This is a genomic window from Chitinophaga nivalis (genome assembly GCF_025989125.1).
GTDB lineage: Bacteria > Bacteroidota > Bacteroidia > Chitinophagales > Chitinophagaceae > Chitinophaga > Chitinophaga nivalis.
Genome location: NZ_JAPDNR010000001.1, coordinates 4,769,341 through 4,791,154, shown reverse-complemented (window position 1 = coordinate 4,791,154; position 21,814 = coordinate 4,769,341). Strand labels below are relative to the sequence as shown.

The 21,814-nt window shown below is 46.5% G+C and carries 35 protein-coding genes; 9 read left to right on the top strand and 26 right to left on the bottom strand.

Features of this window, described 5'->3' with window-relative positions; genetic code table 11:
• Positions 1–30 precede the first annotated feature (30 nt).
• The 21 genes from OL444_RS19110 to OL444_RS19015 all read right to left on the bottom strand — a co-directional run bounded on the left by OL444_RS19110 (position 31) and on the right by OL444_RS19015 (position 7,279).
• Positions 31–246: a class I lanthipeptide gene (locus tag OL444_RS19110; protein ID WP_264730595.1), complete on the bottom strand. Its 216-nt coding sequence runs from the start codon at positions 244–246 to the stop codon at positions 31–33.
• A 123-nt stretch (positions 247–369) separates the two neighbouring features.
• Positions 370–567: a hypothetical protein gene (locus OL444_RS19105; RefSeq protein WP_264730596.1), complete on the bottom strand. Its 198-nt coding sequence runs from the start codon at positions 565–567 to the stop codon at positions 370–372.
• 86 nt (positions 568–653) lie between these two features.
• On the bottom strand, positions 654–848 hold the full coding sequence (locus OL444_RS19100; protein WP_264730597.1) for a class I lanthipeptide: 195 nt from the start codon (positions 846–848) through the stop codon (positions 654–656).
• Positions 849–1,082: 234 nt separating this feature from the next.
• Entirely contained in the window at positions 1,083–1,301 is a 219-nt protein-coding gene (locus OL444_RS19095) for a class I lanthipeptide (RefSeq protein WP_264730598.1), read from the bottom strand.
• A gap of 218 nt (positions 1,302–1,519) precedes the next feature.
• The gene (locus OL444_RS19090; protein WP_264730599.1) at positions 1,520–1,726 is read right to left on the bottom strand and encodes a class I lanthipeptide; all 207 of its coding nucleotides are present in this window, start codon (positions 1,724–1,726) and stop codon (positions 1,520–1,522) included.
• Between the two features lie 233 nt (positions 1,727–1,959).
• Positions 1,960–2,169, bottom strand: coding sequence for a class I lanthipeptide (locus OL444_RS19085; RefSeq protein WP_264730600.1), 210 nt, complete (start codon positions 2,167–2,169; stop codon positions 1,960–1,962).
• 218 nt (positions 2,170–2,387) lie between these two features.
• Positions 2,388–2,579: a class I lanthipeptide gene (locus OL444_RS19080; RefSeq protein WP_264730601.1), complete on the bottom strand. Its 192-nt coding sequence runs from the start codon at positions 2,577–2,579 to the stop codon at positions 2,388–2,390.
• Between the two features lie 107 nt (positions 2,580–2,686).
• On the bottom strand, positions 2,687–2,884 hold the full coding sequence (locus tag OL444_RS19075) for a class I lanthipeptide (RefSeq protein ID WP_264730603.1): 198 nt from the start codon (positions 2,882–2,884) through the stop codon (positions 2,687–2,689).
• A 91-nt stretch (positions 2,885–2,975) separates the two neighbouring features.
• Positions 2,976–3,179: a class I lanthipeptide gene (locus OL444_RS19070; protein ID WP_264730604.1), complete on the bottom strand. Its 204-nt coding sequence runs from the start codon at positions 3,177–3,179 to the stop codon at positions 2,976–2,978.
• A 31-nt stretch (positions 3,180–3,210) separates the two neighbouring features.
• Positions 3,211–3,420, bottom strand: coding sequence for a class I lanthipeptide (locus tag OL444_RS19065; protein ID WP_264730606.1), 210 nt, complete (start codon positions 3,418–3,420; stop codon positions 3,211–3,213).
• Between the two features lie 20 nt (positions 3,421–3,440).
• Positions 3,441–3,650, bottom strand: a complete 210-nt coding sequence (locus OL444_RS19060; protein ID WP_264730608.1) for a class I lanthipeptide — start codon at positions 3,648–3,650, stop codon at positions 3,441–3,443.
• 858 nt (positions 3,651–4,508) lie between these two features.
• Positions 4,509–4,718 carry a class I lanthipeptide gene (locus OL444_RS31995; RefSeq protein ID WP_371878121.1) on the bottom strand — a complete coding sequence of 70 codons (210 nt, stop codon included), beginning with the start codon at positions 4,716–4,718 and terminating at the stop codon, positions 4,509–4,511.
• Positions 4,719–4,891: 173 nt separating this feature from the next.
• Complete coding sequence (locus tag OL444_RS19055) at positions 4,892–5,065, bottom strand: class I lanthipeptide (protein WP_264730610.1); 174 nt, start codon at positions 5,063–5,065, stop codon at positions 4,892–4,894.
• A 9-nt stretch (positions 5,066–5,074) separates the two neighbouring features.
• On the bottom strand, positions 5,075–5,338 hold the full coding sequence (locus OL444_RS19050) for a class I lanthipeptide (RefSeq protein WP_264730611.1): 264 nt from the start codon (positions 5,336–5,338) through the stop codon (positions 5,075–5,077).
• A gap of 39 nt (positions 5,339–5,377) precedes the next feature.
• Entirely contained in the window at positions 5,378–5,608 is a 231-nt protein-coding gene (locus OL444_RS19045) for a class I lanthipeptide (RefSeq protein WP_264730612.1), read from the bottom strand.
• Between the two features lie 47 nt (positions 5,609–5,655).
• Positions 5,656–5,847, bottom strand: a complete 192-nt coding sequence (locus OL444_RS19040) for a class I lanthipeptide (RefSeq protein ID WP_264730614.1) — start codon at positions 5,845–5,847, stop codon at positions 5,656–5,658.
• Positions 5,848–5,872: 25 nt separating this feature from the next.
• Positions 5,873–6,133: a class I lanthipeptide gene (locus OL444_RS19035; RefSeq protein WP_264730615.1), complete on the bottom strand. Its 261-nt coding sequence runs from the start codon at positions 6,131–6,133 to the stop codon at positions 5,873–5,875.
• A 27-nt stretch (positions 6,134–6,160) separates the two neighbouring features.
• A complete protein-coding gene (locus OL444_RS19030) occupies positions 6,161–6,412 on the bottom strand; it encodes a class I lanthipeptide (RefSeq protein ID WP_264730617.1) in 252 nt (83 codons plus the stop codon).
• Between the two features lie 71 nt (positions 6,413–6,483).
• Entirely contained in the window at positions 6,484–6,720 is a 237-nt protein-coding gene (locus tag OL444_RS19025) for a class I lanthipeptide (RefSeq protein WP_264730619.1), read from the bottom strand.
• Between the two features lie 70 nt (positions 6,721–6,790).
• Positions 6,791–7,027, bottom strand: coding sequence for a class I lanthipeptide (locus OL444_RS19020; RefSeq protein ID WP_264730621.1), 237 nt, complete (start codon positions 7,025–7,027; stop codon positions 6,791–6,793).
• 48 nt (positions 7,028–7,075) lie between these two features.
• On the bottom strand, positions 7,076–7,279 hold the full coding sequence (locus OL444_RS19015; protein WP_264730622.1) for a class I lanthipeptide: 204 nt from the start codon (positions 7,277–7,279) through the stop codon (positions 7,076–7,078).
• A gap of 492 nt (positions 7,280–7,771) precedes the next feature.
• Between OL444_RS19015 and OL444_RS19010 the strand changes: the two genes are divergently transcribed.
• Both OL444_RS19010 and OL444_RS19005 read left to right on the top strand, forming a co-directional pair.
• Entirely contained in the window at positions 7,772–8,563 is a 792-nt protein-coding gene (locus tag OL444_RS19010) for a LytR/AlgR family response regulator transcription factor (protein WP_264730623.1), read from the top strand.
• Positions 8,556–11,525, top strand: a complete 2,970-nt coding sequence (locus OL444_RS19005; RefSeq protein ID WP_264730624.1) for a sensor histidine kinase — start codon at positions 8,556–8,558, stop codon at positions 11,523–11,525. The genes OL444_RS19010 and OL444_RS19005 overlap by 8 nt, the downstream gene beginning before the upstream one ends.
• An 89-nt stretch (positions 11,526–11,614) precedes the next feature.
• On the opposite strand, the gene OL444_RS19000 is transcribed toward OL444_RS19005, so the two are convergent.
• The 5 genes from OL444_RS19000 to OL444_RS18980 all read right to left on the bottom strand — a co-directional run bounded on the left by OL444_RS19000 (position 11,615) and on the right by OL444_RS18980 (position 17,124).
• Positions 11,615–12,043 (bottom strand): DUF3276 family protein, encoded by a 429-nt coding sequence (locus OL444_RS19000; protein WP_264730626.1) that lies wholly within the window; start codon positions 12,041–12,043, stop codon positions 11,615–11,617.
• 157 nt (positions 12,044–12,200) lie between these two features.
• Positions 12,201–13,997 (bottom strand): ABC transporter ATP-binding protein, encoded by a 1,797-nt coding sequence (locus tag OL444_RS18995; RefSeq protein WP_264730627.1) that lies wholly within the window; start codon positions 13,995–13,997, stop codon positions 12,201–12,203.
• Between the two features lie 72 nt (positions 13,998–14,069).
• Positions 14,070–14,639, bottom strand: a complete 570-nt coding sequence (locus OL444_RS18990; protein WP_264730629.1) for a DcrB-related protein — start codon at positions 14,637–14,639, stop codon at positions 14,070–14,072.
• A gap of 62 nt (positions 14,640–14,701) precedes the next feature.
• Entirely contained in the window at positions 14,702–15,631 is a 930-nt protein-coding gene (locus OL444_RS18985) for a phosphoribosylaminoimidazolesuccinocarboxamide synthase (RefSeq protein ID WP_264730631.1), read from the bottom strand.
• 113 nt (positions 15,632–15,744) lie between these two features.
• A complete protein-coding gene (locus tag OL444_RS18980; protein ID WP_264730633.1) occupies positions 15,745–17,124 on the bottom strand; it encodes an exonuclease domain-containing protein in 1,380 nt (459 codons plus the stop codon).
• Positions 17,125–17,813: 689 nt separating this feature from the next.
• Between OL444_RS18980 and OL444_RS18975 the strand changes: the two genes are divergently transcribed.
• The 7 genes from OL444_RS18975 (at position 17,814) to OL444_RS18945 (ending at position 21,814) form a co-directional block, all read left to right on the top strand.
• Positions 17,814–18,347, top strand: a complete 534-nt coding sequence (locus tag OL444_RS18975) for a YceI family protein (RefSeq protein WP_264730635.1) — start codon at positions 17,814–17,816, stop codon at positions 18,345–18,347.
• 80 nt (positions 18,348–18,427) lie between these two features.
• Positions 18,428–19,360 (top strand): ring-cleaving dioxygenase, encoded by a 933-nt coding sequence (locus tag OL444_RS18970; RefSeq protein ID WP_264730637.1) that lies wholly within the window; start codon positions 18,428–18,430, stop codon positions 19,358–19,360.
• Between the two features lies 1 nt (position 19,361).
• A complete protein-coding gene (locus tag OL444_RS18965; protein ID WP_264730639.1) occupies positions 19,362–19,988 on the top strand; it encodes an alpha/beta hydrolase in 627 nt (208 codons plus the stop codon).
• 20 nt (positions 19,989–20,008) lie between these two features.
• A complete protein-coding gene (locus OL444_RS18960) occupies positions 20,009–20,410 on the top strand; it encodes an OsmC family protein (RefSeq protein ID WP_264730641.1) in 402 nt (133 codons plus the stop codon).
• Position 20,411: 1 nt separating this feature from the next.
• Positions 20,412–20,855, top strand: a complete 444-nt coding sequence (locus OL444_RS18955; protein WP_264730643.1) for a (4Fe-4S)-binding protein — start codon at positions 20,412–20,414, stop codon at positions 20,853–20,855.
• A gap of 10 nt (positions 20,856–20,865) precedes the next feature.
• A complete protein-coding gene (locus OL444_RS18950) occupies positions 20,866–21,141 on the top strand; it encodes a GNAT family N-acetyltransferase (RefSeq protein ID WP_264730645.1) in 276 nt (91 codons plus the stop codon).
• A gap of 109 nt (positions 21,142–21,250) precedes the next feature.
• On the top strand, positions 21,251–21,814 hold the full coding sequence (locus tag OL444_RS18945) for a YeeE/YedE family protein (RefSeq protein WP_264730647.1): 564 nt from the start codon (positions 21,251–21,253) through the stop codon (positions 21,812–21,814).

Genomic DNA, 21,814 nt, shown 5'->3' with positions numbered 1-21,814 from the left:
GGGGCAGCTGTTCAACGCGGTCATACCCCATCAGGGTTCATTGCAGTGAATACACAGATTGCCGCCCGGTCTTTTAGTGGCGCAGGTAGTACCAATCGTGGTACATTCCGCAGAAAAACAACCCACCCCTTTGGTCAGTGGAGGGATTCCTCCCTGCAGTATTAATTGTTGGGCGTTGTTTAATTCCGCAATCCTGACTTTACCCAGGAATAGCTTTTTGTTGAGTGAAATTTGTTTTCTTTTCATACTTGATGATATTATGGATGTAAAAAATACCGTTACCTGGTAACACCGGTGTGCAAGAAATATAGGCCCGGCAGCTACAGCTGCTCCCGTCGATTCATGACCAGGAGCGGTGGTTCAACGTGTTTAGTCCTCCCTGCAAACAACACAGGAGGAAGTCGGCCTTTTCGAAGGACAAAAAGTCTCTACAATCGTAATAGCCAGGGCGCCATTATACGGCGCCTGTCCGCCAGCCAGCGGTAGTTGCTGTATCCCGTTCAATTCCATCATCCTGCTTTTATGCAGGAAAAGTCTTTTGTTGAGGGACATCTGCTTTTTTTTCATGCTTGTTTTTTTGTATGGAATAGTCGTCTTTCTACAGCAATAAAGGAGCAGGTGGTTGTACAAGCAGATAAAGGGATGATCATCGTTTAACATTGCCCGTTACGGCTGGGGCATGGCCCCATCAGGCTTGTATAGTTACAAAGCCAATCCGGCAGGGTGGCGGCAGCGCGGCGTCCGGGGGCGCCTCCTTCCAGCTGCAGTTGCTGGGTTACATTCAAGGCAGCAATCCTGTTTCTGTCCAGGAAAAGTTTTTTACTGAGGGGAATTTTTGTGCGTTTCATACGTGTTTTTATAATTGGGGGTGAAAAATAAGTATCGCTGTTGCCTGCCCTCATCAGGAAAGATATACTGCACAATGCTTCATACCAATGAATCGTTGTGCAGTATATTTTATCTGATCATATAATGGCTACCATCTCTTACCCTGGCATCGCCATCCTGTGAAATGCCTGCCCGTTAGTGTCACCATATCTGTCTTCATCTTCCGGCTATCCCGTTGCAGGATATTATGTAACCTAGAATATGGTACAGTTGCTGGTTCTGCAGGTACCTGCCACCTTACTATGAATACAGATGGTCGCAAAACAGGTCATACTAAAGGACATCCCGCCCGCCTTCTCATTGGGCGCCACAGCTCCTCCTTCCAGCACAAGCTGCTGGTCTGTATTCAATTCTGCTATCCTGTGCTTATCCAGGAAAAGCTTTTTATCGAGGGAAATTTGCTTCTTTTTCATACTTGTTGTTTTTATGTGAAAAAATAAAAAACAGTCGTACGTCAGTAGCCTTTTTATTACGATACGCACAGCACTGAGCGAATCGGTACATAGATATTTTTAGGAGTAGTACCACGGTGTATCATTATTACTGTGCGCTACCATCCGGTGAAGCCCTGTTATTAGTTGCCAAAGCTACTCCTGTCTATATCGTTGTACAGACAGGAACAATGGTTCGTTTATACTGTACAGAGCACTCTGCAAGTAATTCCTATTAATTTGGTCCAGAGGCAGTTTATTTCGCATATGGTGACCTCTGCGGTTACTCTCCCATCGGGCGAAATAGCTCCGCCTTCCAACCGGAGCTGCTGGTCTGCATTCAATGCTGCTATCCTGGTCTTATCCAGGAAAAGCTTTTTGCTGAGGGAAATTTGCTTTCTTTTCATACTTGTTTTTTTTATATGAAAAAATAAAAAACGATGGTATGTCAGCAGCCTTTTCATCACGATGCGCACAGCAGGCAGCGTCTCTCGCCTGAGCGAATCGGTACGCAGGTATTTTTCCGGGTAGTACCTCGGTCTTTCATTATTATAATGGTGGCACCATCCGGTGAAATGGCTTGCAGGTTGCTAAAGCCGCTCCTCTCTATGTCGTTATACAGATAGGAACAATGGTTCGTTTATATTGTACAGATTCTTGGGCAGGAAACCCCTACCAATTTGGTCCAGAAGCAGTTTATTCCGCACCAGGTGACATCCGTGATGGCCACCCTCCCATCGGGCGAAATAGCCCCGCCTTCCAACCGGAGCTGCTGGTCTGCATTCAATGCTGCTATCCTGCTTTTATCCAGGAAAAGCTTTTTGCTGAGAGAAATTTGTTTTCTTTTCATACTTGTTTTTTTTATGTGAAAAAATAAAAAACGATGGTATGTCAGCAACCTTATCATCACGATGCGCATGATAGGCAACGGCGTTAGCCTGAGCGAATCGGTACGCGGGTATTTTTCCGGGTAGTACCTCGGTCTTTCATTATTATAATGGTGGCACCATCCGGTGAAACCTGTGGCAGGTTGCCAAAGCTGCTCCTATCTTTTTCCCTTGTAGCTCACTAATCACACATACGACATATTCTCTGGCCCGGAGGAATTGTAGCGCAGGTTGTTTTCCAGGTAAAGCAACGATGGTCGATGGTTTCCGGCAGGCCGCCTTCCAGGAAACGTTGCTGGGTGTTGCTCAGTGACGCAATGGAGGCTTTGTTGAGGAAAAGTTTTTTGTCCAGTACGATTTCTTTCTTTTTCATAATCGTGACAGGTTTAAAACAGGTGATAAGGGTAACAGTTCCTGCCGGAACAGGCAGGTCTGTTACCCCGGAATAGCGATTTACAAAAATTATTTCAGCAATCTTTGTTATTGCGCCTCACACATACGGCATAATCTTTCGCCCGGACGAACCGTGGCGCAGGTTAAGTCCCGGGTGAAACAGCGAATAGCACCAGATACGTTTACTCCGCCTTCTACAGACAGCTGATGCGTGCTGCTGAGAGATGCAATGGCAGCTTTGCTAAGGAACAATTTTTTGTCCAGTGTGATTTGTTTCTTTTTCATAATCGTGATGGTTTAAAACAGATGATATGGGTAACGGGACTACCGGGCTGGCAGACCTGCTACCCTGAATTACAGGTGACGAATACTATTATTAGTTGCAGAAGCGACAGTCGGGAGATCCCTGCTGAAAAGTAGCACAGGTATCACCACCTCCAAAGCAGGTGATCCCATAAGAGCACATCTCACTGGGACCTGTTCCACCTGCCAGCGCTGTTTGCTGAGACTTACCCAGGTTGGCAATAGTGGCTTTGGATAACAGTAATTTCCTGTCAAGAACAATTTTCTTCTTTTTCATAATGATATTTTTATGCAATAAATAGCTGTATTTACAGCGGACAAATTTCGCAGGGTCTGGTGTGGGATTGTACAGTAGCACAGGTTTGGCCGTAGCCTGCACAGGTTTCCTCACCTGAGATACAAATCACGCCAACGGTTCTACCACCGGCCATGTGTTGTTGTTGACGTTGGTTCAGCTCAATGATGGCTACCTTATCGAGAAACAGTTTTTTGCTGAAAGCAATTTTTTTCTTTTTCATTTTTAAGTGGATTATAGTGTTTAACAATTTATTGTTTCATTTTCACAAAAGCGGCAATGTTGTTCACCGGGCCGTACAGTGGCGCAGGTAGCATCAAAAGTTCCGCCGCAACCCGCATCGAATGTCCAGGGACGGCCACCGTCGAGTGTTAACTGCTGCTGTTGATTCAGTGCAACAACAGTAGCTTTGTTTAAAAATAGTTTCTTGTTCAGTGTGATCTTCTTTTTCATAATTAGCATTTTTTGTAACAGAATAAATAGATCTATTAATAGCACGTGCTTCCGAAATTGATGAACAGGTAGAGATTGCCGGAAAGCAACCCTATCATTTTTCCGCGCTGTCGTTACAGGCACACGGGTATATCATACCGATGGTACAATACAAGCGAACAGCAATACAGGTATTTTATTATTTAGTTGTCAATAGCTTTCCACCAGATAACGCGATCGTTACTATCCGGTACGTTCAGCATTTATGATCAGCATTCCTACCAATACTATAACACATCAATTACCGTATCAGTAGTTATCTACCGGCATTAATGTGATTATTTGCGCAACAGTGGAATGATGTGTTTAAATACTTTTTTTATGTTCAGGGAAAATAATTGCTTTTTCATAACATAGTTGCATCAGGTATAAAAGCTCAACAGATAGTTACGCTCATAGCAGTATGCACAGGTTTAATTATACGGTCAGATTACTGTTACGTGTATCCATACCGGTTATAAAATATGATGAAACGCAGTTCAACATGTTTCAGTATTCAACCCTCTCTTCAATTGGTAAAGCCTAACTGGCCAGGCGGTTAACACTAACGACTGACAACGGGAACCAGGAACGATATTTTCAAATAACGGGTTATTGGTTGAATATATGAACGGGTTGTTCTTTCCTAAAGTTAATCAAATCGATTATTAAAAAAAACTTTTTACAACATAACGCCTCCCTTAAAACCGGTGGGATGTTCCGGGAAAAAGCAATTGTTTCAAAGCAAATACCAGTTAATATTACCCGAGATACCAGCTATGCTGATATAAAGACCGGAATCAACTGCATCATTCCGGTCTTCTCTATGTCTTTACGGTATCAGTTAGAGCACTCCCCTCCCATGGTAATGGGCATCTTGCAACAAGGCAAACATTTCGCAGGCGACTTCATAGAGAACGCCGTCTCAAAGGGCGCACTGATAGCCTGAGGCCCTTCTGCAATGCTTCTTTGCGGGTTACTTTCCAATACTGCTACGGTTTCTCTCTGCAGGAAAAGTTTTCGGTCTAATTGAAGACTTGTCTTTTTCATAAAACGGAATTTTATTCATTACAGGTTAAACGAAGACTTACCTTTAAGTTAAAGGAATCTTACGTAAGCAACGCCACATTATTTCAGCTAGATAAATCTGTACGTTACTGTCCGCAGATTCCTTTATAATAACCCATTGATTTACACACGTTAACTGAAAGTCTATTTCTCCGTTAAACGGTGCAGCACAAACATTCTGCTTTCACCATCGCTCTCGAAAGATTGGTGAACTTCCGGCTGGGCGGATAACCACCTGCAATATGTTCCTGTGCGGATACATTAAGGGTAGTCACGGTTCCCTTGTTCAGGAACAGCTTTTTGTTCAAAGCAATTTTTTTACTTTTCATAGCGTTTTTTTAACAGTTATTACAAACATTGTGATTGGTATACGGACAGCTGTTACCAGCAGACCAGCAATCACAGGTCATGATAATAGTTGGCGGAGGAGGGCATTTACAGGTGTCTTGTTGTAGTGAAAAAGGCCCCATGCAACAAGTACCGGGTACCGTGACGGTTCTGATACCACCAGCTATTTCTATCTGCTGGCTTCCATTCAATGCTACCAAAGTAGCCTTATGCAGGAACAACTTTTTTCCGAGTACAAATTTTTTCTTTTTCATACTATAACTGATTTAATTATCTGTTACTGATGTAAGGCTTTATCTGTCGCCAACCGCAATGCAGATATCGACGCTTTCCTGACAAACAACGATTATACTCGTACACTCGCAGCTGTTAAACCTGGTGATGCCAGGAAAACACCCGTGTGGATGAGAACCCGTTTCGGCCAGGCCGCCCAGAATGTCGAATTGTTTTTCGCCGTTCAGTGAAGCAATCGTTGCTTTATCCAGCATGAGTTTTTTTGAAAAGGATATTTTTTTCTTCTTCATATCATTTCGTTTAAGAATAGTCGGGAATTACAGTACAATAATGGAGATTACGGTTGAGTAGGATCTGCACAGCAAATACAGTGAGGTCCTCCGGGCGATTGTCTGGATAATTTTGTTTTGGGCAGGAGGATGGTGGCAGCCCCACCAGCTACCTGTTGTTGCATCACCTCATTCAGGGATACCACGGTTGCTTTGCTCAGGAACAATTTTTTGTTCAGGTCAACTTTCGTTTTTTTCATGCAATGAAATTTAGGTAATAGCCTGTTACTGAATACATGTTTTATTGCCACTAATTGGTTCAATGCAGATATCTACGCTTTCCCGGCAGACATCCAACGCAGTCGGACACTCACAGCTATTATACTGGGAAATGGGTACCAGCGTAATACATTCGTAAGGGCTGGTCTCTTTCAGGTCCATCCGCTTTCCGCCCAGGATGTAACGCTGCTTTTCTCCATTCAGCGCAGCAATGGTTACTTTATTCAGCAACAGTTTTTTACGACAGGATAATTTTATCTTCTTCATGTAGCCGCGTTTAAGAATAGCCGGTAATTACTGCGCGATGGTAGGCACAATGGTTGGCGTGATGACAGATGGATCAATATCCGCGCAGCAAAGGCAATCCGGTCTTGGGGCTTGTCTGGATAATTTTGTTCTGGGCAGGTTGATGGTTACACCACACGCAAAATCCTGGGTAACCCGGGCGCCACCCGCTACCTGTTGTTGCATGACATCACTCAGGGATGCAACCGTAGCTTTGTTCAGGAATAATTTTTTGTTCAGGTCAAATTTCATTTTTTTCATGAGATAAAAATTTAAGTAATGATATGTGATGGATTAAAGCGCTGATAGCGTTCCAGGCATAGCGCCGGGAATTACTGCGCAATGGTATGAATGACGATGTTATCACGGATTGGATCCACGCAGCAACGACATTGCGGCTTTGGAGCTTGTCTGGACGCCACTGTGCGTGGGTTGATGGTTACGGTACAGGAGGCATCCAGTGTTATGATACCGCCCGCTATCTGTTGCTGCACATCACTACTCAGGGATACAACGGTAGCTTTGTTCAGGAACAATTTTTTGTTCAGGTCAACTTTCATTTTTTTCATGAGATAAAGCTTAAGTAGTGGTATGTGATGGATTAAAGCGCTGATAGCGTTCCAGGCATAGCGCCGGGAATTACTGCGCAATGGTATGAATGATAGTCGTATCAACAACAGGATCAGCGCAGCAAAGGCAATCCGGCCTGGGAGCTTGTCTGGATAACTTTGTTCTGGGATTAATGGTTACCGTACAAAGGACATCCATTGTTCTGACACCGCCTGCCAGCTGTTGTTGCATATCACTACTCAGGGATACAACGGTAGATTTGTTCAGGAACAATTTTTTGTTCAGATCAACTTTCATTTTTTTCATGAGATGAGATTTTAATACAGGAAGAATAACGGACCAATTACAGGATCATCAGGAAGCACAGCACTTGCAATGCTGCAGCGGAGCCTCTGCGGAAAGCACGGTGATCGGCAGATTAACAGTTCTGTCGCATGGCAGCTGAACTGTGGTCCATGCCCCACCGGCAACGGCTCGTTGCTGATTCGCATGCAGTACCAGCACAGTTGCTTTCGATAAAAACAGCTTTCTGCTCAGGATAATTTTTTTCGTTTTCATAAGTATTAATGATTGAGGGTTTAAAAAGACATGCCAGGATCAGGTGTTACAGAACGCGGCTACAGGTATGGACCATGAAAATATATATCCCGTCAAACTTGCTCATTTTTCTACCTGGAAAACCTGTTGGGTGCCGGAGCATATTTATTTGAGCACCCTTACTAAAATTAGGGGCTTGCCCGGTATCCTGTTTTCAAAAGTTCAGGAATGGCTGCAAATTTTTCATTAACGGTTGCCTGCCCGTTGAAAATCCGGCTATTGAAGCTCCCATCAACATTTCCAGTTGTAACCATTCATCCACAGCCGGCCTCCGGCTATCGTTTTATAGGTACCGGCTGCATCGGATTAATGTATTATTCCTTATCTTCCCTATGTATTCCCCGGCTCATAAAATGAGTAGTTATGAAAAAGCAGATGCGCAACCTGTAACCCGGCATTAACCCTGGTGGCAATTGCCATCCGATTGTTTATACCCAAACCGCATTGGTACCTATGTGTCACATACCTGAGAAAAGTATTAACATTATTATCATTGATGATGAAAAAGAAGCATGCAGAAATCTGGGACACCTCTTACAAACCTATACAGATACCGCCATCTGTATAAAAGGATTTGCCTGCAATACGGTGGAAGCAGAAAAGCTGATCCGGCTGCACACACCTGATGCCATTTTCATCGACATTGAAATGCCCGGAGAAAACGCCTTTGCATTTTTACAACGGCTGCAACCCGTGGACTTCGAAATCATTTTTGTGACCGCCTACGATGAGTATGCTGTAAAAGCATTTAAACTGAATGCCATCGATTACCTGTTGAAACCTATTGACATTACGGAGCTGACCAATGCGGTGCAAAAGCTAAAAGAAAAACAACAGCTTAAAAAGCTGGCTGCTGCCGGTTTTCCGGCTACTCCTGTTCCGGACAAACCCCGGTCTAATCAGATCACCCTCCGGAATCATCACCAGATTGAAATCGTTGATTTCCGCCAGGTCATGTACATCGAAGCCAATGGCAACTATTCGCGGATCTATTTTCTGCGGGATCATATAGAGAGAAGTATTATCATGAGCCACTCGATTGCGGAATATGAAGAACTGTTGCCCGCTACCCTGTTTTACCGGATTCATAAATCCTATCTCGTGAACTGTATGTATATCCAGAAAATTCAACGGGCAGCTATCCCCACAGTCACCATTGCCGGAAAATACAAACTGCCGGTGGGCAGACGGCGTTATCCCGGTCTGTTAAGCTATCTGAAGACCAACAATTTTTCCGATGTATAGCTACCTGTATGCCGCTATGCTCCTGCTATGCCTGTGGTTACCCAGCACTGCCGGCAGTACCGCCCAGGAACTCCCGGCAGTGCATTATACCACCGAAAACGGTTTGCCGGCCAACATGGTCTACTGTGTATACCGCGACCACAAAGGCTTTCTTTGGTTTGGTACCGACAAAGGCCTGGTCATGTACAACGGTATCCGGTTTGAAACCCTCACCACCTTTGATGGCGCCCCCGACAATGAGATCCTCGCTATAAGGGAAGACGGATTACACCGCCTGTGGATACATACCTATAAAGGCGGATTGTGTTATTACCAGCACCGCACTTTCCATACAACAGAAAATACACCTTTCCTCCGCGCCATTGATACCGGTACGCCTATTGGTGTCCTCAATGCAGAACCGGACAGCAGTGTTACCATCATCAACCGTGATCAGCTGGAGTTTATCAGTATTAAAGAGCAACGAAGCCGCCGGTATCAACTCGCTGATATCCGCAAAAAAACAAGCGCCGGTTATCTGCTCCATATCCGGAAAATTACACCGGCACTGTTTCAGTTACAGATGACAGACATGGATATTATCATGGATACGGCCGCTCATATCCTGCAGGTAAAGCCATTTTCAGGAGCCAGCAGGGTGAAGCCACTCTTTTCCCAGGACCAGACCTATATGGTCCTGAATAATGCCATTGTAACCCCACAGCAAGCGCTGGTGCATACCATCAGGCCCGGCACCTTTACCGCTGCCGGTATTTCCGCGTGTTACCGTACCGGAAGTGATCTGCTGCTCGCTACTTTTGATCAGGGCCTGTTTATCAACCAGCAGCCGCCCGTATTCACCAACTGCCGCATCAGTGGCATTACCCAGGACATTGCAGGTAACTTCTGGATCACCACCCTGAACAATGGTATTTACTATATCAGCCAGTCGGCAGTACATAATAACGTCAGGCAACCCGGTTACACCGGTCAGATAAAATATGCCGCAGCCGATGCAGGCACGCTCTACTTTACAACAGATAACAATAACCTGTACCGCTACCGGCAGCAGCAACTTAGTTGTATATTTTCCTATACAAAAAACGGTAACGCAGCTACGAAAATGTCTCAGGAGCCAGGCATCACCTTAAAAAGAGGCAGCTACCACAGTTTCTATAATGAAGACCATGTGATCATTGAGAATGTGCATGCCCCCATACTTCGTGTACAGCTCAACAAGATCTCGAAAAGCCCCGACAGAGATATTAAATATGAAGGGACTGGCATTAAATCCGTCATCAACAACAGCGATGGTATTTACCTGCTGCAGTCCGGTGTCCGGATCTTTCGCATTGCCGCCCGCTCCTGGCAGGCATCTCCCGTCACGGTATTTGAAACGCTGCCGGTAAACGGCAATGCACAGCGCATCTATAACATGGCCAGTGACAGCGCCGGTCATATCTGGTTTAACACCAGCGATACCGTTTACAAAATCGTGGGCAACACCAATATACCCCAGCCACAGTTCAAGGGAATATCTTTCAAACGTTTCTATATTTTCGGTAATTGTCTCGTGGGCATTACCCACAATAATAAACTGGTGATTTGCCAGGACCTGGCTGGTAACGGTCACGTATATACGCTGCCGGAACAGAACTGTATATGGAACCGGATATACAAGCTGGATGCCCGCCACCTGCTGCTGAGCACCAATAACCTGTGCCGCCTGCTTACCTTACAACCCGCCCATCCGCAGCAACCTTATGTGCTCACTGCTGTGGAAAATCCTTTTATACCGGCGCAGGCAGCCTATATCTGTGCAGATAGCCTTTCCTGCTACTTTTTTAATGAAGGCAAAATCACGACTATTCCTAAAGCCCGTATTTTCGCACCACCACCACCACCGGATGTTTTTTTCACGCATATCAATGTCAATGGCCGCCTGCTCCCTGTTACAACTGGTCATATCAGTGTTCCATACCGCGATGCGGGCAACATCACGCTCTTCTTTTCTGCGTTGTCTTTCTACAGCCGGCATATCCGCTATGAATACAGCATATCCGGCAACGGCGCACAGCACTGGCAAACGGCCACCAGTGAAGCCATCAATCTGCTCATGCCTGGTTACGGTGAACATGTGGTAAAAATCAGGGCCCGCACCCTTTCGGGCGGCTACTGCCAGCCCGTGCTGCTGTTGCTGACCGTAGAACGTCCCTTCTGGGCACAACCCTGGTTTGTGGTACTATTGCTGGTAGCTGCCCTCGCCTTGTTGCTATTGCTATTGCATGTCATCATGCAATACTTTATGCGCAGACGGGAGCTGGCACATGCAACGGAAATCAGGTTTATGAAATCAGAATACAAAGCGCTCACCGCGCTGATGAATCCGCACTTTGTTTTCAACAGCCTGAATAACATACAGGGGTTGATCAACAATGAAGATAAGCGCCTGGCCAATGAGTATCTGCGGGTATTTGCGGATCTCATCCGCCAGAACATGCATAACATTGCCAAAGGCCTCATTCCTTTACAGAAGGAAATAGACCTTCTGCACAATTATCTCAAACTGGAAAAGCTGCGTTTCGGAGATGCACTTAATTACCTGATAGAAGTGGATACGAAGCTGGATACGCTCTTCATCTCCGTTCCCCCGCTTTTGGTACAGCCGCTGGTAGAAAACGCCATTAAACATGGGCTGCTGCCCAAACAATCGCCCGATAGCCTGGTACATATCCGGATGTATCTGCAGGGAACACTCCTGCACATTGCCGTACAGGATAATGGAGTGGGTATCCATCATGCCCGGCCCAACCCCTCACCATTGCATGAATCATTTGCCCTGGAAAACATCCGGCAGCGGATCGAACAGTTGAAACGGATACATAACATGCACATTGCATTGCGCATTACTGCCATTGAAGATGAAAACGACACCCCACAGGGCACCATCGCCTTGCTGGAAGTAGAGACGGGGAAACTATAAATAATAGACTGCCGGCATATGACAGTAACAGCAGGCACAAAAAAACCCCCGGAAAAATCCGGAGGTTGCGTTTTATCTTAAATTAAAGATTACCATTTATCTACCTCATCAGTGCTATGAGAAGCCTGAGCGGTTACAGACGCCTCTACAGGAACGGTTTCAGTCACTGGTGAAGCTTCTACTTCAGCACCTTCTGTTTCGTCCTGATCTTCCTGCACATAGTCGTGGTTGTAGGCATCAAAATCGAAATCGGGCATCAACTCAGTTTTTACATAGTTGATGGTTTCGGTTAAGGCGTTCAGGAACTTGTTAAAGTCTTCCTTGTACAGGAATACTTTATGCCTGTCATAACCGTTGTCATTAAAACGCTTCTTACTTTCAGTAATAGTAAGAAAATAGTCGTTTCCCCGAGTGGTCTTTACATCAAAGAAGTACGTTCTTCTTTTGCCCGCTTTCAATCGTTTAGAAAAGATGCTATCATTGTTTCTTTCCTGTTGATTGTTGTTTTCGTACGCCACAGTTGATAGATTTAAGTGTTAACGAATCAAATCCTGTTACAATAAGAGACAAATATACTATTGTTTTACAAATATCAAAATATTTTTAAATGATTTTGAAAAATCATAAAAACGGCTTGTAAAACGCTGTAGCAGGGCATATACAAGATCATGATTTTTACTCAGTTACACCTTCATCATCTCCTGATTGTTGTCGCGCATATAATTCAGCATAGTATCCATTCAATGATAATAATTCATCATGCGTGCCCTCTTCTGCAATGCGTCCTTCGTCCATCACAATGATTTTATCGAATGCAAACAGAGAGAAAATACGGTGCGTAATGATAATGGCAGTTTTACTTTTCAGATAGGCATACAGGTTACCAATAATCTCTTTCTCCGTACGGGCATCCACGGCAGAGAGGCAATCATCGAAAATGAGGATATCCGGATTTTTGATCAGCGCCCGGGCAATGGAGATCCTTTGTTTCTGGCCACCACTGAGTGTTACCCCCCGCTCCCCTATTTCGGTTTCGAAACCTTCGCTGAAGCCCAGGATATCTTTTTCTACATAAGCCTGCCGGGCGGCGGTTTGTACGGTTTTCAGGTCTGCTGCCGGATCCCCGAAGCGGATATTGTTGGCAACGGTATCTGAAAAGAGATATACGTCCTGCGGCACATAACTGATCTGACCACGTACATTCGCCAGGTGTAGCTGGCGTATATCATGCCCATCCAGCATCACCTTTCCTTCCTGCGGATCATACATGCGCAGCAACAGCTGCGCCAGTGTGCTTTTCCCGGAACCAGTTCTGCCGATAACGGCTACCTTCTGGCCCGGTTCGATACGCAGGTTGAAATGACGGATCGCAGTAATACCGGTATGCGGATAGGTGAACGAGACGTTTTGCAGCTGCACACCGCCTTTCAGCGCGGCTGTTCGCGCATCGGGCGCATCGGTGATATCCGGCGCTATGCGCAGAAATTCGTTGATGCGCTGCTGTGAGGCTGCCGCCCGTTGTATCATGGAAGCCACCATACCAATGGAAAAGAAAGGAAACATCAGCATATTCACATATATCACAAACTCCGCCAGGTTTCCTACCGTGATGTTACCTTGTATTACCTGCAGCCCGCCAATGAATACCGTCATGATTACACTCAGGCCAATCATCAGCGCCATTACTGGTTGAAACAGGGCGTCTGTTTTGGCAAGACTGATAGAACTGTCTTTATAGGCTTCGCTGGCTGCTTCAAAATGAGCGGCACTGGCATCTTCCTGGATATAGGACTTGATCACCCGGATACCGGAATAGGATTCCTGGGCAATAGACGTAATATTGGATAACTGGGATTGTATGCGTTCACTTTTACGGTGAATGATTTTATTGACATAATAGATAGTCAGCGCCAGGAGCGGCAGCGGCGACAATGTATATAAAGTCAGCAACGGGTTTACCTGTATCATGAGGTATACGATGATGACAATCAGAAACAGCGTGCGGGAGGCATACATAATCGCCGGTCCTACGTACATGCGTACACGTGATACATCTTCGGTAATACGGCTCATCATATCGCCGGTACGATGCATCTTGAAAAAATTCAGGTCCAGTCGCTGATAGTGCCGGTACACCTCATTCTTCAGTTCATATTCGATATGCCGGCTCATAACAATGAGCGTTTGTCTTTGCAGAAAAAGAAAGAAACCACTGAGCAATGCAAAAAGCAGGATGCTGATACCATAAAAAGCCAGTACGCGGGAGAAGTCGGCGCGGAAAGCACCTTTCAGGCCGGTATCGCTCAGCAGGCGGTATTCATCCAGGTTATGTGCCAGCAGATCAAATATCTGCCGGACCATGATCGGCTGGAATACACTGAATACAATGGAAATCGCGGTGAATAATAAGCCCAGGATCAGGCGCCATTTGTTGGCCAGAAAGTATTTATTGAGTGCGGCAAGTTGTTTCAACAGTAGTCAATTTACAAACAAAAATAAGCTATTAATGCTTGTGAAAAGACGACTGTTGAATCAACTGTTTATTTAAGCCTGAAAAGAATGCAGTAATTCTTCCAGTTCTTTGCTGTATTTGTCCAGCGCATCCTTCGGAGTGGTTAACGTGATGGCATAGGCGATATTGTCTTTCACCAGAATGATGATTTCCCCGTTGAGGGTCATCTCTGTTTCATGATGTACAAAACGGTATTTGATCCACCGGGCTTTTTCACCGGCGATGGTACGCTCCCCTTCTTCCTGTTTTTTAAATCCCTGAATCAGGGTCGACATTTCTTTCTCCGTAGTGGCCACGTATTGCTGCAGGGTAAATCCGGCTTGCAGTTGTTGCGTAATGATGTTTACATTGGCCTGAAAGGGATTGCCTTCTTCGGGCGGTGCTACAAAATAGGCATATTGGATGCGGCTGATCACAGTGTCCATCCTCGTCCAGCCGGTCGGCGTTTTTACCGTAAAACGGCCGCTACCCGCGTTCATCCCGGGCGCTTTACCGGCCATCTCCAACAATTCGTCACTGGTATGATCTTTTGTGGTGGGCTTATTCTTACACGCTACAAAGGTTAACATTACCAGCGCTGCTGGTATCAATTTTAATTTCATGGAAAGAGTATCGTAAAAAACTTCCGCTCCGGTTTTCGCCGGAACGGAAGTACTATGAATAATTATAAACTTTGTAAAGCAGCAGCGATTTTTGCTTCTACCTCAGCAGCAGGCACTTCTTCCTTTACGAAAGTGCGACCGGTAATTTTTTCGAACAGTTCAATATAACGTTCGCTTACCTGGTTTACAAATTCATCGGTCATTACTGGAATCTGCTGGCCATCTTTGCCCTGGAAGCCATTTTCCATCAGCCATTCCCGTACAAACTCCTTGCTCAGTTGTTTCTGCTGGATACCCGCTTGCTGGTTTTCTTCGTAACCGGCAGCATAGAAATAACGGGAAGAATCCGGTGTATGGATTTCGTCGATTACATAGATGGTATCACCGATTTTACCAAATTCATATTTGGTATCCACCAGGATCAAACCACGTTCTGCCGCCAGTTCTTTACCACGCTGGAATAAAGCCAGGGTGTATTTTTCCAGCTGCTCGTAATCTTCTTTGCTAACGAGGCCCTGTGCAACGATCTCTTCGCGGGAGATATCTTCATCATGCCCTTCATGCGCTTTTGTAGTAGGCGTAATGATCGGCGTTGGGAAGAAATCATTTTCCTTCATACCATCCGGCATGGTTACACCACACAAAACACGTTCGCCGGTTTTGTAGGTTCTCCAGGCATGACCGGTGAGGTTACCGCGTACCACCATTTCCACAGGGAAAGTGTCGCACTTCAGACCAATAGTGGTGTTAGGCAACGGCGTTGATTTTACCCAGTTAGGCACAATATCTTTAGTAGCTTCCAGCATAATTGCCGCTACCTGATTCAGTACCTGTCCTTTGAAGGGAATAGGACGTGGTAAAACAACATCGAATGCGGAGATACGGTCACTTACAACCATCACCATCAGCTTATCTTCAATCGTGTACACGTCGCGTACTTTTCCTTTGTAAAAAGCAGTCTGACCCGGCAATTTGAAATTTGACTCTAACATGAGTAAAAAATAATTAATATTTAAAGATGTAAATCAAGTTACGAGGTGCAAAAGTAACTATGATTCATATGATTTTTTATGCTTGCCGTAATTTTTTTTGTTTCGGGAGATGATTATGCCTGTGCAGATACCGTTCCGGACAATTGCCGGCCATTACCGGTGTAGGAGCGCAACAACCCGATGATTACTTCATTTTCCGGATATGGGGTCAGGTATTCCCGGAAATTTTCTACCTCCGCTGTGTCGATATGTGCAGGCAGATACCCCATGCCGTAGAAGCGGCCTTTCTCCAGCAGGATACAGCTTTTCTCGCCGGTAGTACGGCCTTTGTCCACGATGGTAACAGACGGCTGTTGCTCCTGTAAAAAAGCGATGGCCGCCTTCATCCGCTCATTGTAGCTTTCCGGTGCTTCCTTTTTTTCGCAGGCCCCGTGGCAGGTGCCTGCCGTAATACCGGCACAGGTACCGGTGCCCTTTTGCAGGAAACATAATTTCGGACACAGGTCAAACTCCCGGATCAGCGCCCGTAATAACCGGTGGCCATCTATCAGCATATTAAAGCTGTGAACGGGAGAAGTATGTTTCCTTTTCTTTTCAATGGCCAGCCGCAGGTAACCTTCCTGGTCGGGAAAGAGGTAAAACCCATACCGGAACTCCACCCGTTTCTGCGCCGAGTTATAGGCCGGCCATAAACGTTTTATCTCTACCGATTCCAGGATACCGGCCATCAGTTCCGTTGCGGTTTCCTGGTAAGAGATCCGGTGTATCGTACGCAGAAAATTCTGCCGCTGCCGGCTGGTGCTATGTCCGGTAAAATGACTATTGACACGCTTTTTCAGGTCCTTTGCCTTCCCTACATATACGACCTTGTCTTTCTCATCATGGAAATAATAAACACCTGGTACATCCGGCAGGTTTTTCACCTGTTCCGGTGGGAGGTTCGGCGGCAGGAACTGTTCTTTGGAACCCGCTTTCAGGGCGCCTGCAATCACCTGCTCCCGGTCGTTGGCCAGCAACCGTTCAAACAATTGTACGGTCGCAGCAGCATCACCGCCTGCCCGGTGCCGGTCATTCACCACAATATTCAGGTACCGGCAGAAGTTACCCAGACTATAAGACCGGAGTCCGGGAAAAATTTTCCGGCCCAGCCGCACGGTGCACAGCTTCTTCGTTTGCAGATCGAAGCCCGATAAACCCAGCTGGTGTTTGAGAAAGGAATAGTCGAAGTTGACATTATGCGCCACAAAGATGCGGTCGCGTAAGAGATCATAGATCATCGGCGCCACCGCTTCAAAAGGCGGGGCATCCGCCACCATACTGTCAGTAATACCAGTGAGGCCCGTAATATAATACGGAATGGGGATCCCCGGGTTGACCAGGGTTTGATAATGGTGCGTAATACCGCTCCCATCATATAAGAAAATGGCGACCTCTGTTATGGCGTTAGCGCTGGCATGACCACCAGTCGTTTCAATATCTACAATTGCGTACATCCTTTACAAAGATACAGGTTGTTGTTACTTATACAAACGGCCGATACCGGATAATATCATTTATATACAGAACGCCCTCCTGGCAAGGGAAAAGACGAACTACTCCGGATATTGCCGGCCCTCACCTGCAGCCCCCGGGAGGATTTCCGGGGCAAAGTCACGGCAGCGCACTTTTGCGGCAGCTACCCATACCTGCCTCTCACGGCAAGATACCCCGCCGGTTATCCGATAGCACGGTGTAACAGATAGCTCCCCCGGCTGCTACAAGGAAACGGGAAGATAATGCCCCTGCTAAAGAACGTGTAGTCCTTACCGCTATCCTGCCGTTGGAAGCTGGAAAGCCGGGCAAAAGAGGAGGCATTACCACCACTCCCTTACCGTATCCCCTGCCGGCATATTTTTCGGGGACTAACAGGACCCGACAATTTTCCGCTTGTTATTTATAGTATTTAAATTAATTTAAACATAATTTGAGCTTGAATACCTTACGGGTAATTTCCTTATCTTTAGTAACACCCATAAATAGTACATCATTTTATCGATTTTATCCATTTTATCCCATATCGCAATAGCTGAGATTTGCATTACAAAAGGTTGAACACAAACATATCCATCTGCCGGAAGATAAGCCAATAGCGTCTTTCCAGGTATGATCCGGTTATTCATTCATTATAAAACCATTATTATTTATGGCAAAGCAACAATGGGTAGGAGATGCTGACCACAGCGAACTCGGATTTAAAATCAGGCACCTGATGATCACCAACATCAGTGGCAAATTCACCGGCTTTACAGTAGACGCTGAAACAGAAGAAGAGAATTTCATGACAGCTGTCACCAAAGTATCTGTGGACGTAGATACCATCACCACCGGTAATACACAAAGAGATGAACACCTGCGCTCTCCCGATTTTTTTGATGTGAACCAATACCGGTACATCACCTTTGTGGCCACAAAATATGAAGATGTAGACCACGACGGTTCCTATACGTTATACGGCGACCTGACCATCCGGGATGTCACCAAAAACATTAAGCTGGATGTGGAATTCGGCGGTGTGGTAAAAGACCCATGGGGCAATACCAAAGCAGGTTTCACCATCAACGCAAAAATTAACCGCAAGGATTTTGGCCTCAACTGGAACGCGGTTACAGAAACCGGCGGCATCATGGTGAGTGAGGAAGTAAAAATACATTGTGAAGTACAACTGATTAAAAAATAAACAAACGCACCGGCCGGCGGCAACGCCGGTAAACACCTGCCTGCACCGGCCGGATGCTCACCAATCAAGGAGCACATATCATGAACAAAATAACCGGTCTGCATCATATCACCGCCATCTCTGGCAATGCAGTAAAAAACTATGACTTCTATACACGGGTAATGGGACTCCGGTTTGTTAAAAAAACCGTCAACTTTGATGATCCCCACACCTATCACCTCTACTATGGAGATGAAACCGGATCACCCGGCACGATCCTGACCTTTTTCCCCTGGGAAGATATTTCCACCGGAAGAAGAGGTACGCATATGGCCACAGAAATCGGTTACTCCATTCCGGAAGGTAGTATCGACTTCTGGTTGAAACGACTGGAAAAAGAAAATGTGATCTACAATAAACCGTCTTCCAAATTCGGGGAAGTATACCTCACGTTCATTGATCCGGACGGCTTGAAAGTAGAACTGACCGTACCGGAACATCCGGATCCGCGCACGCCATGGGTAACCGGCAGCGTGCAGGAAGAACAGGCGACGCGGGGCTTTCACCATGTAACGCTGACCCTGGAAGATATTCAGCCTACCGCTGATCTGCTGGTATCTGTATTCGGGTATACGCTCGAAAAACATCATACCAACCGGTATCGCTTTGCCAGCCCGGCCGGCGAAACAGGTGGCTTTATCGACCTGGTGGAGGCGAAAGGAGAAGCACGCGGACACGTGGCCGGCGGCACCGTACACCACATAGCCCTCCGTGTGCCCGATGAAGCCACACAGCTACATTACCGCGGCATCCTCGAAGAAAGAGGCCTGCATATCACACCACAGCTGGACCGCAAATATTTCCGGTCGGTGTATTTCCGGGAACCCGGCGGCGTACTGTTTGAACTGGCAACAGATGCACCCGGCTTCACAGTAGATGAACCGGTAGCTACCCTGGGTACAAAGCTGATGCTGCCGCCACAATATGAATCCATGCGCGCAGAACTGGAACAACAACTGATTAAACTGGATTAAGATGGATTTCAAACCAATGCAATATATTTACCAGCCGGTAGATAACGCTACCGGCTATACGTTGCTGCTGTTGCACGGCACTGGTGGCGATGAACGCGACCTGTTGCCGCTGGCGCCTCAGCTGGGCGCAGGATTCAATATTCTCAGCCTGCGTGGCAACGTGGAAGAACATGGCATGCCCCGTTTCTTCCGCCGCCTGGGAATGGGTATCTTCGATGAGAAAGATGTACATTTCAGAACACATGAAATGGTACATTTTATCAAAGAACTGGCCGACCGGGAAGAATTCGACAGCAACAAACTGATTGCCGCCGGTTATTCCAACGGCGCCAACATCGCCGGAGCAGTATTAATACTGTATCCCGAACTGCTGGCCGGCGCCGTGCTATTCCGGCCGATGCAGCCGCTCAGCGGCCTCGAAGACAGCTTTGAAACACAACGGCAGCAACCGGTGTTTATCAGCTCAGGCAAACATGATGGCACCGTAGAACCGGCAGCTACCCAGGGTTACATCTCGTTGCTGAAAGCCAACGGATTCAATGTAACCGCGCACGACCTCCCTACCGGACATAATCTTACACAGGAAGATATCGGACTGGCGTCACAATGGATAAAAGCACATTTTTAGTAAATCATCCGCACATCATCATGGATCAGGAAGTAAGTGTAAGCATAGCAGGTACCCCTTATCAGGTATCTATAGATACGCGTGGCCACCGCTGGCTCGCAGATGAACCCGTAACAGCAGGAGGAGAAGATACCGGCCCGCAGCCCGGAGAATTATTGTTAAGCAGCCTGGGGGCCTGTACGGCCATCACCCTGAAAATGTATGCTGCCAGAAAAAAATGGCCACTGGAAGGTGTCAATATTACCCTCCGTTACAACAAGGCCGCCAAACCGGATCCGGATACGACCGTCATTGAAAGCAACATTGAATTAACCGGCGACCTGGATGAAACACAACGGGCAAGGCTGATGGAGATCGCCCTCTCCTGCCCTGTTCATAAAACGCTCACCCATCCCATCAGGATTGATACTAAAGCCTCTTAATATGAAGGATATCACTAAAAAGTACACCAATGAAGAAGTCACCGTTGTGTGGAAGCCTCATGTGTGCGTGCATTCCGAAATATGTTTCCATGGCCTGGCCGCCGTGTTTAATCCCAACCAGCAGCCCTGGATCAATATCCAGGGGGCAGATACGGAACGGATTATTGCCCAGGTGAAACAATGTCCCTCCGGCGCATTGAGTTACTACCTGAACAGCGAGGCCGATACGGCCACCGGTCAGGCGCCGGATATCACAGCGGAAAGTATAGTGGAGCCTTTACCCAACGGGCCGCTCCTGGTTTATGGCAATATTGTGGTAAAAGATGCCGACGGCCACGAAAAGCACAGATCCAAAGTCACTGCTTTCTGCCGCTGCGGCGCCTCTTCCAATAAGCCTTATTGCGACGGTACCCATACTAAAATCAATTTCTCAGATAAATCATAACCTGCATTTTATGGAACAACTGACCATCCGTAACAATACCGACCTGCAACAGTTTGAAACAACCGTGGAAGGACATACCGCATTAATCGCCTATGAATTGTTTCCCGGCGGCATTGCCTATGTACACACCGAAGTGCCCGAAGCACTGGAAGGACGCGGCATTGCCGGACAACTGGCTAAATACGTACTGGAATATGCCCGGGAAAATCATTTGAAGGTAAAACCGCTTTGTCCTTACGTAAACGCCTATATGAAAAGACATCCGGAATACAACGACCTGTTGTAAAAAATACCGGCACACAAATACATCACTGTATAAATAACCATCATCCTTAACCGGCTGGATTAATTCCGGCCATTTTTAATTAACTTGTTCCTCTAAAAAACCAACAACTATGCAAGTACTGACCTATCTCCAGCATCCCTGGCACTGGGCAGTAGCGGGCGTTTTAATCGGATTGACCGTTCCCCTGCTACTCATTCTCGACAACAAAACTTTCGGTATTTCTTCTTCCCTGCGGCATATCTGCGCCGCCTGTATTCCGGCCAACATTTCCTTTTTCAAGTACGATTGGAAAAAGGAATCCTGGAACCTGTTCTTTATTGCCGGCATCCTTATCGGTGGATTTATTGCCAATTCCCTCCTGCACGACAGCGCCAATATTCAGGTAGCTGCAGCTACCCAGGAGCGGCTGGCCACCTATGGTATCCGGGATTACTCCGCCCTCCTGCCCGCAGACATTCACCTGTTCACCCTGAAAGGGCTGGTCTTTTTTGTATTCGGCGGCTTCCTCGTAGGTTTCGGTACCCGTTACGCCGGTGGCTGTACTTCCGGTCATGCCATTATGGGATTATCCAATTTACAGTGGCCATCCCTGGTAGCCACTATCTGCTTTATGGCCGGTGGATTCTTTTCTGCTAACCTGATCGTTCCTTATCTCTTTAAATGGCTTAGCTAA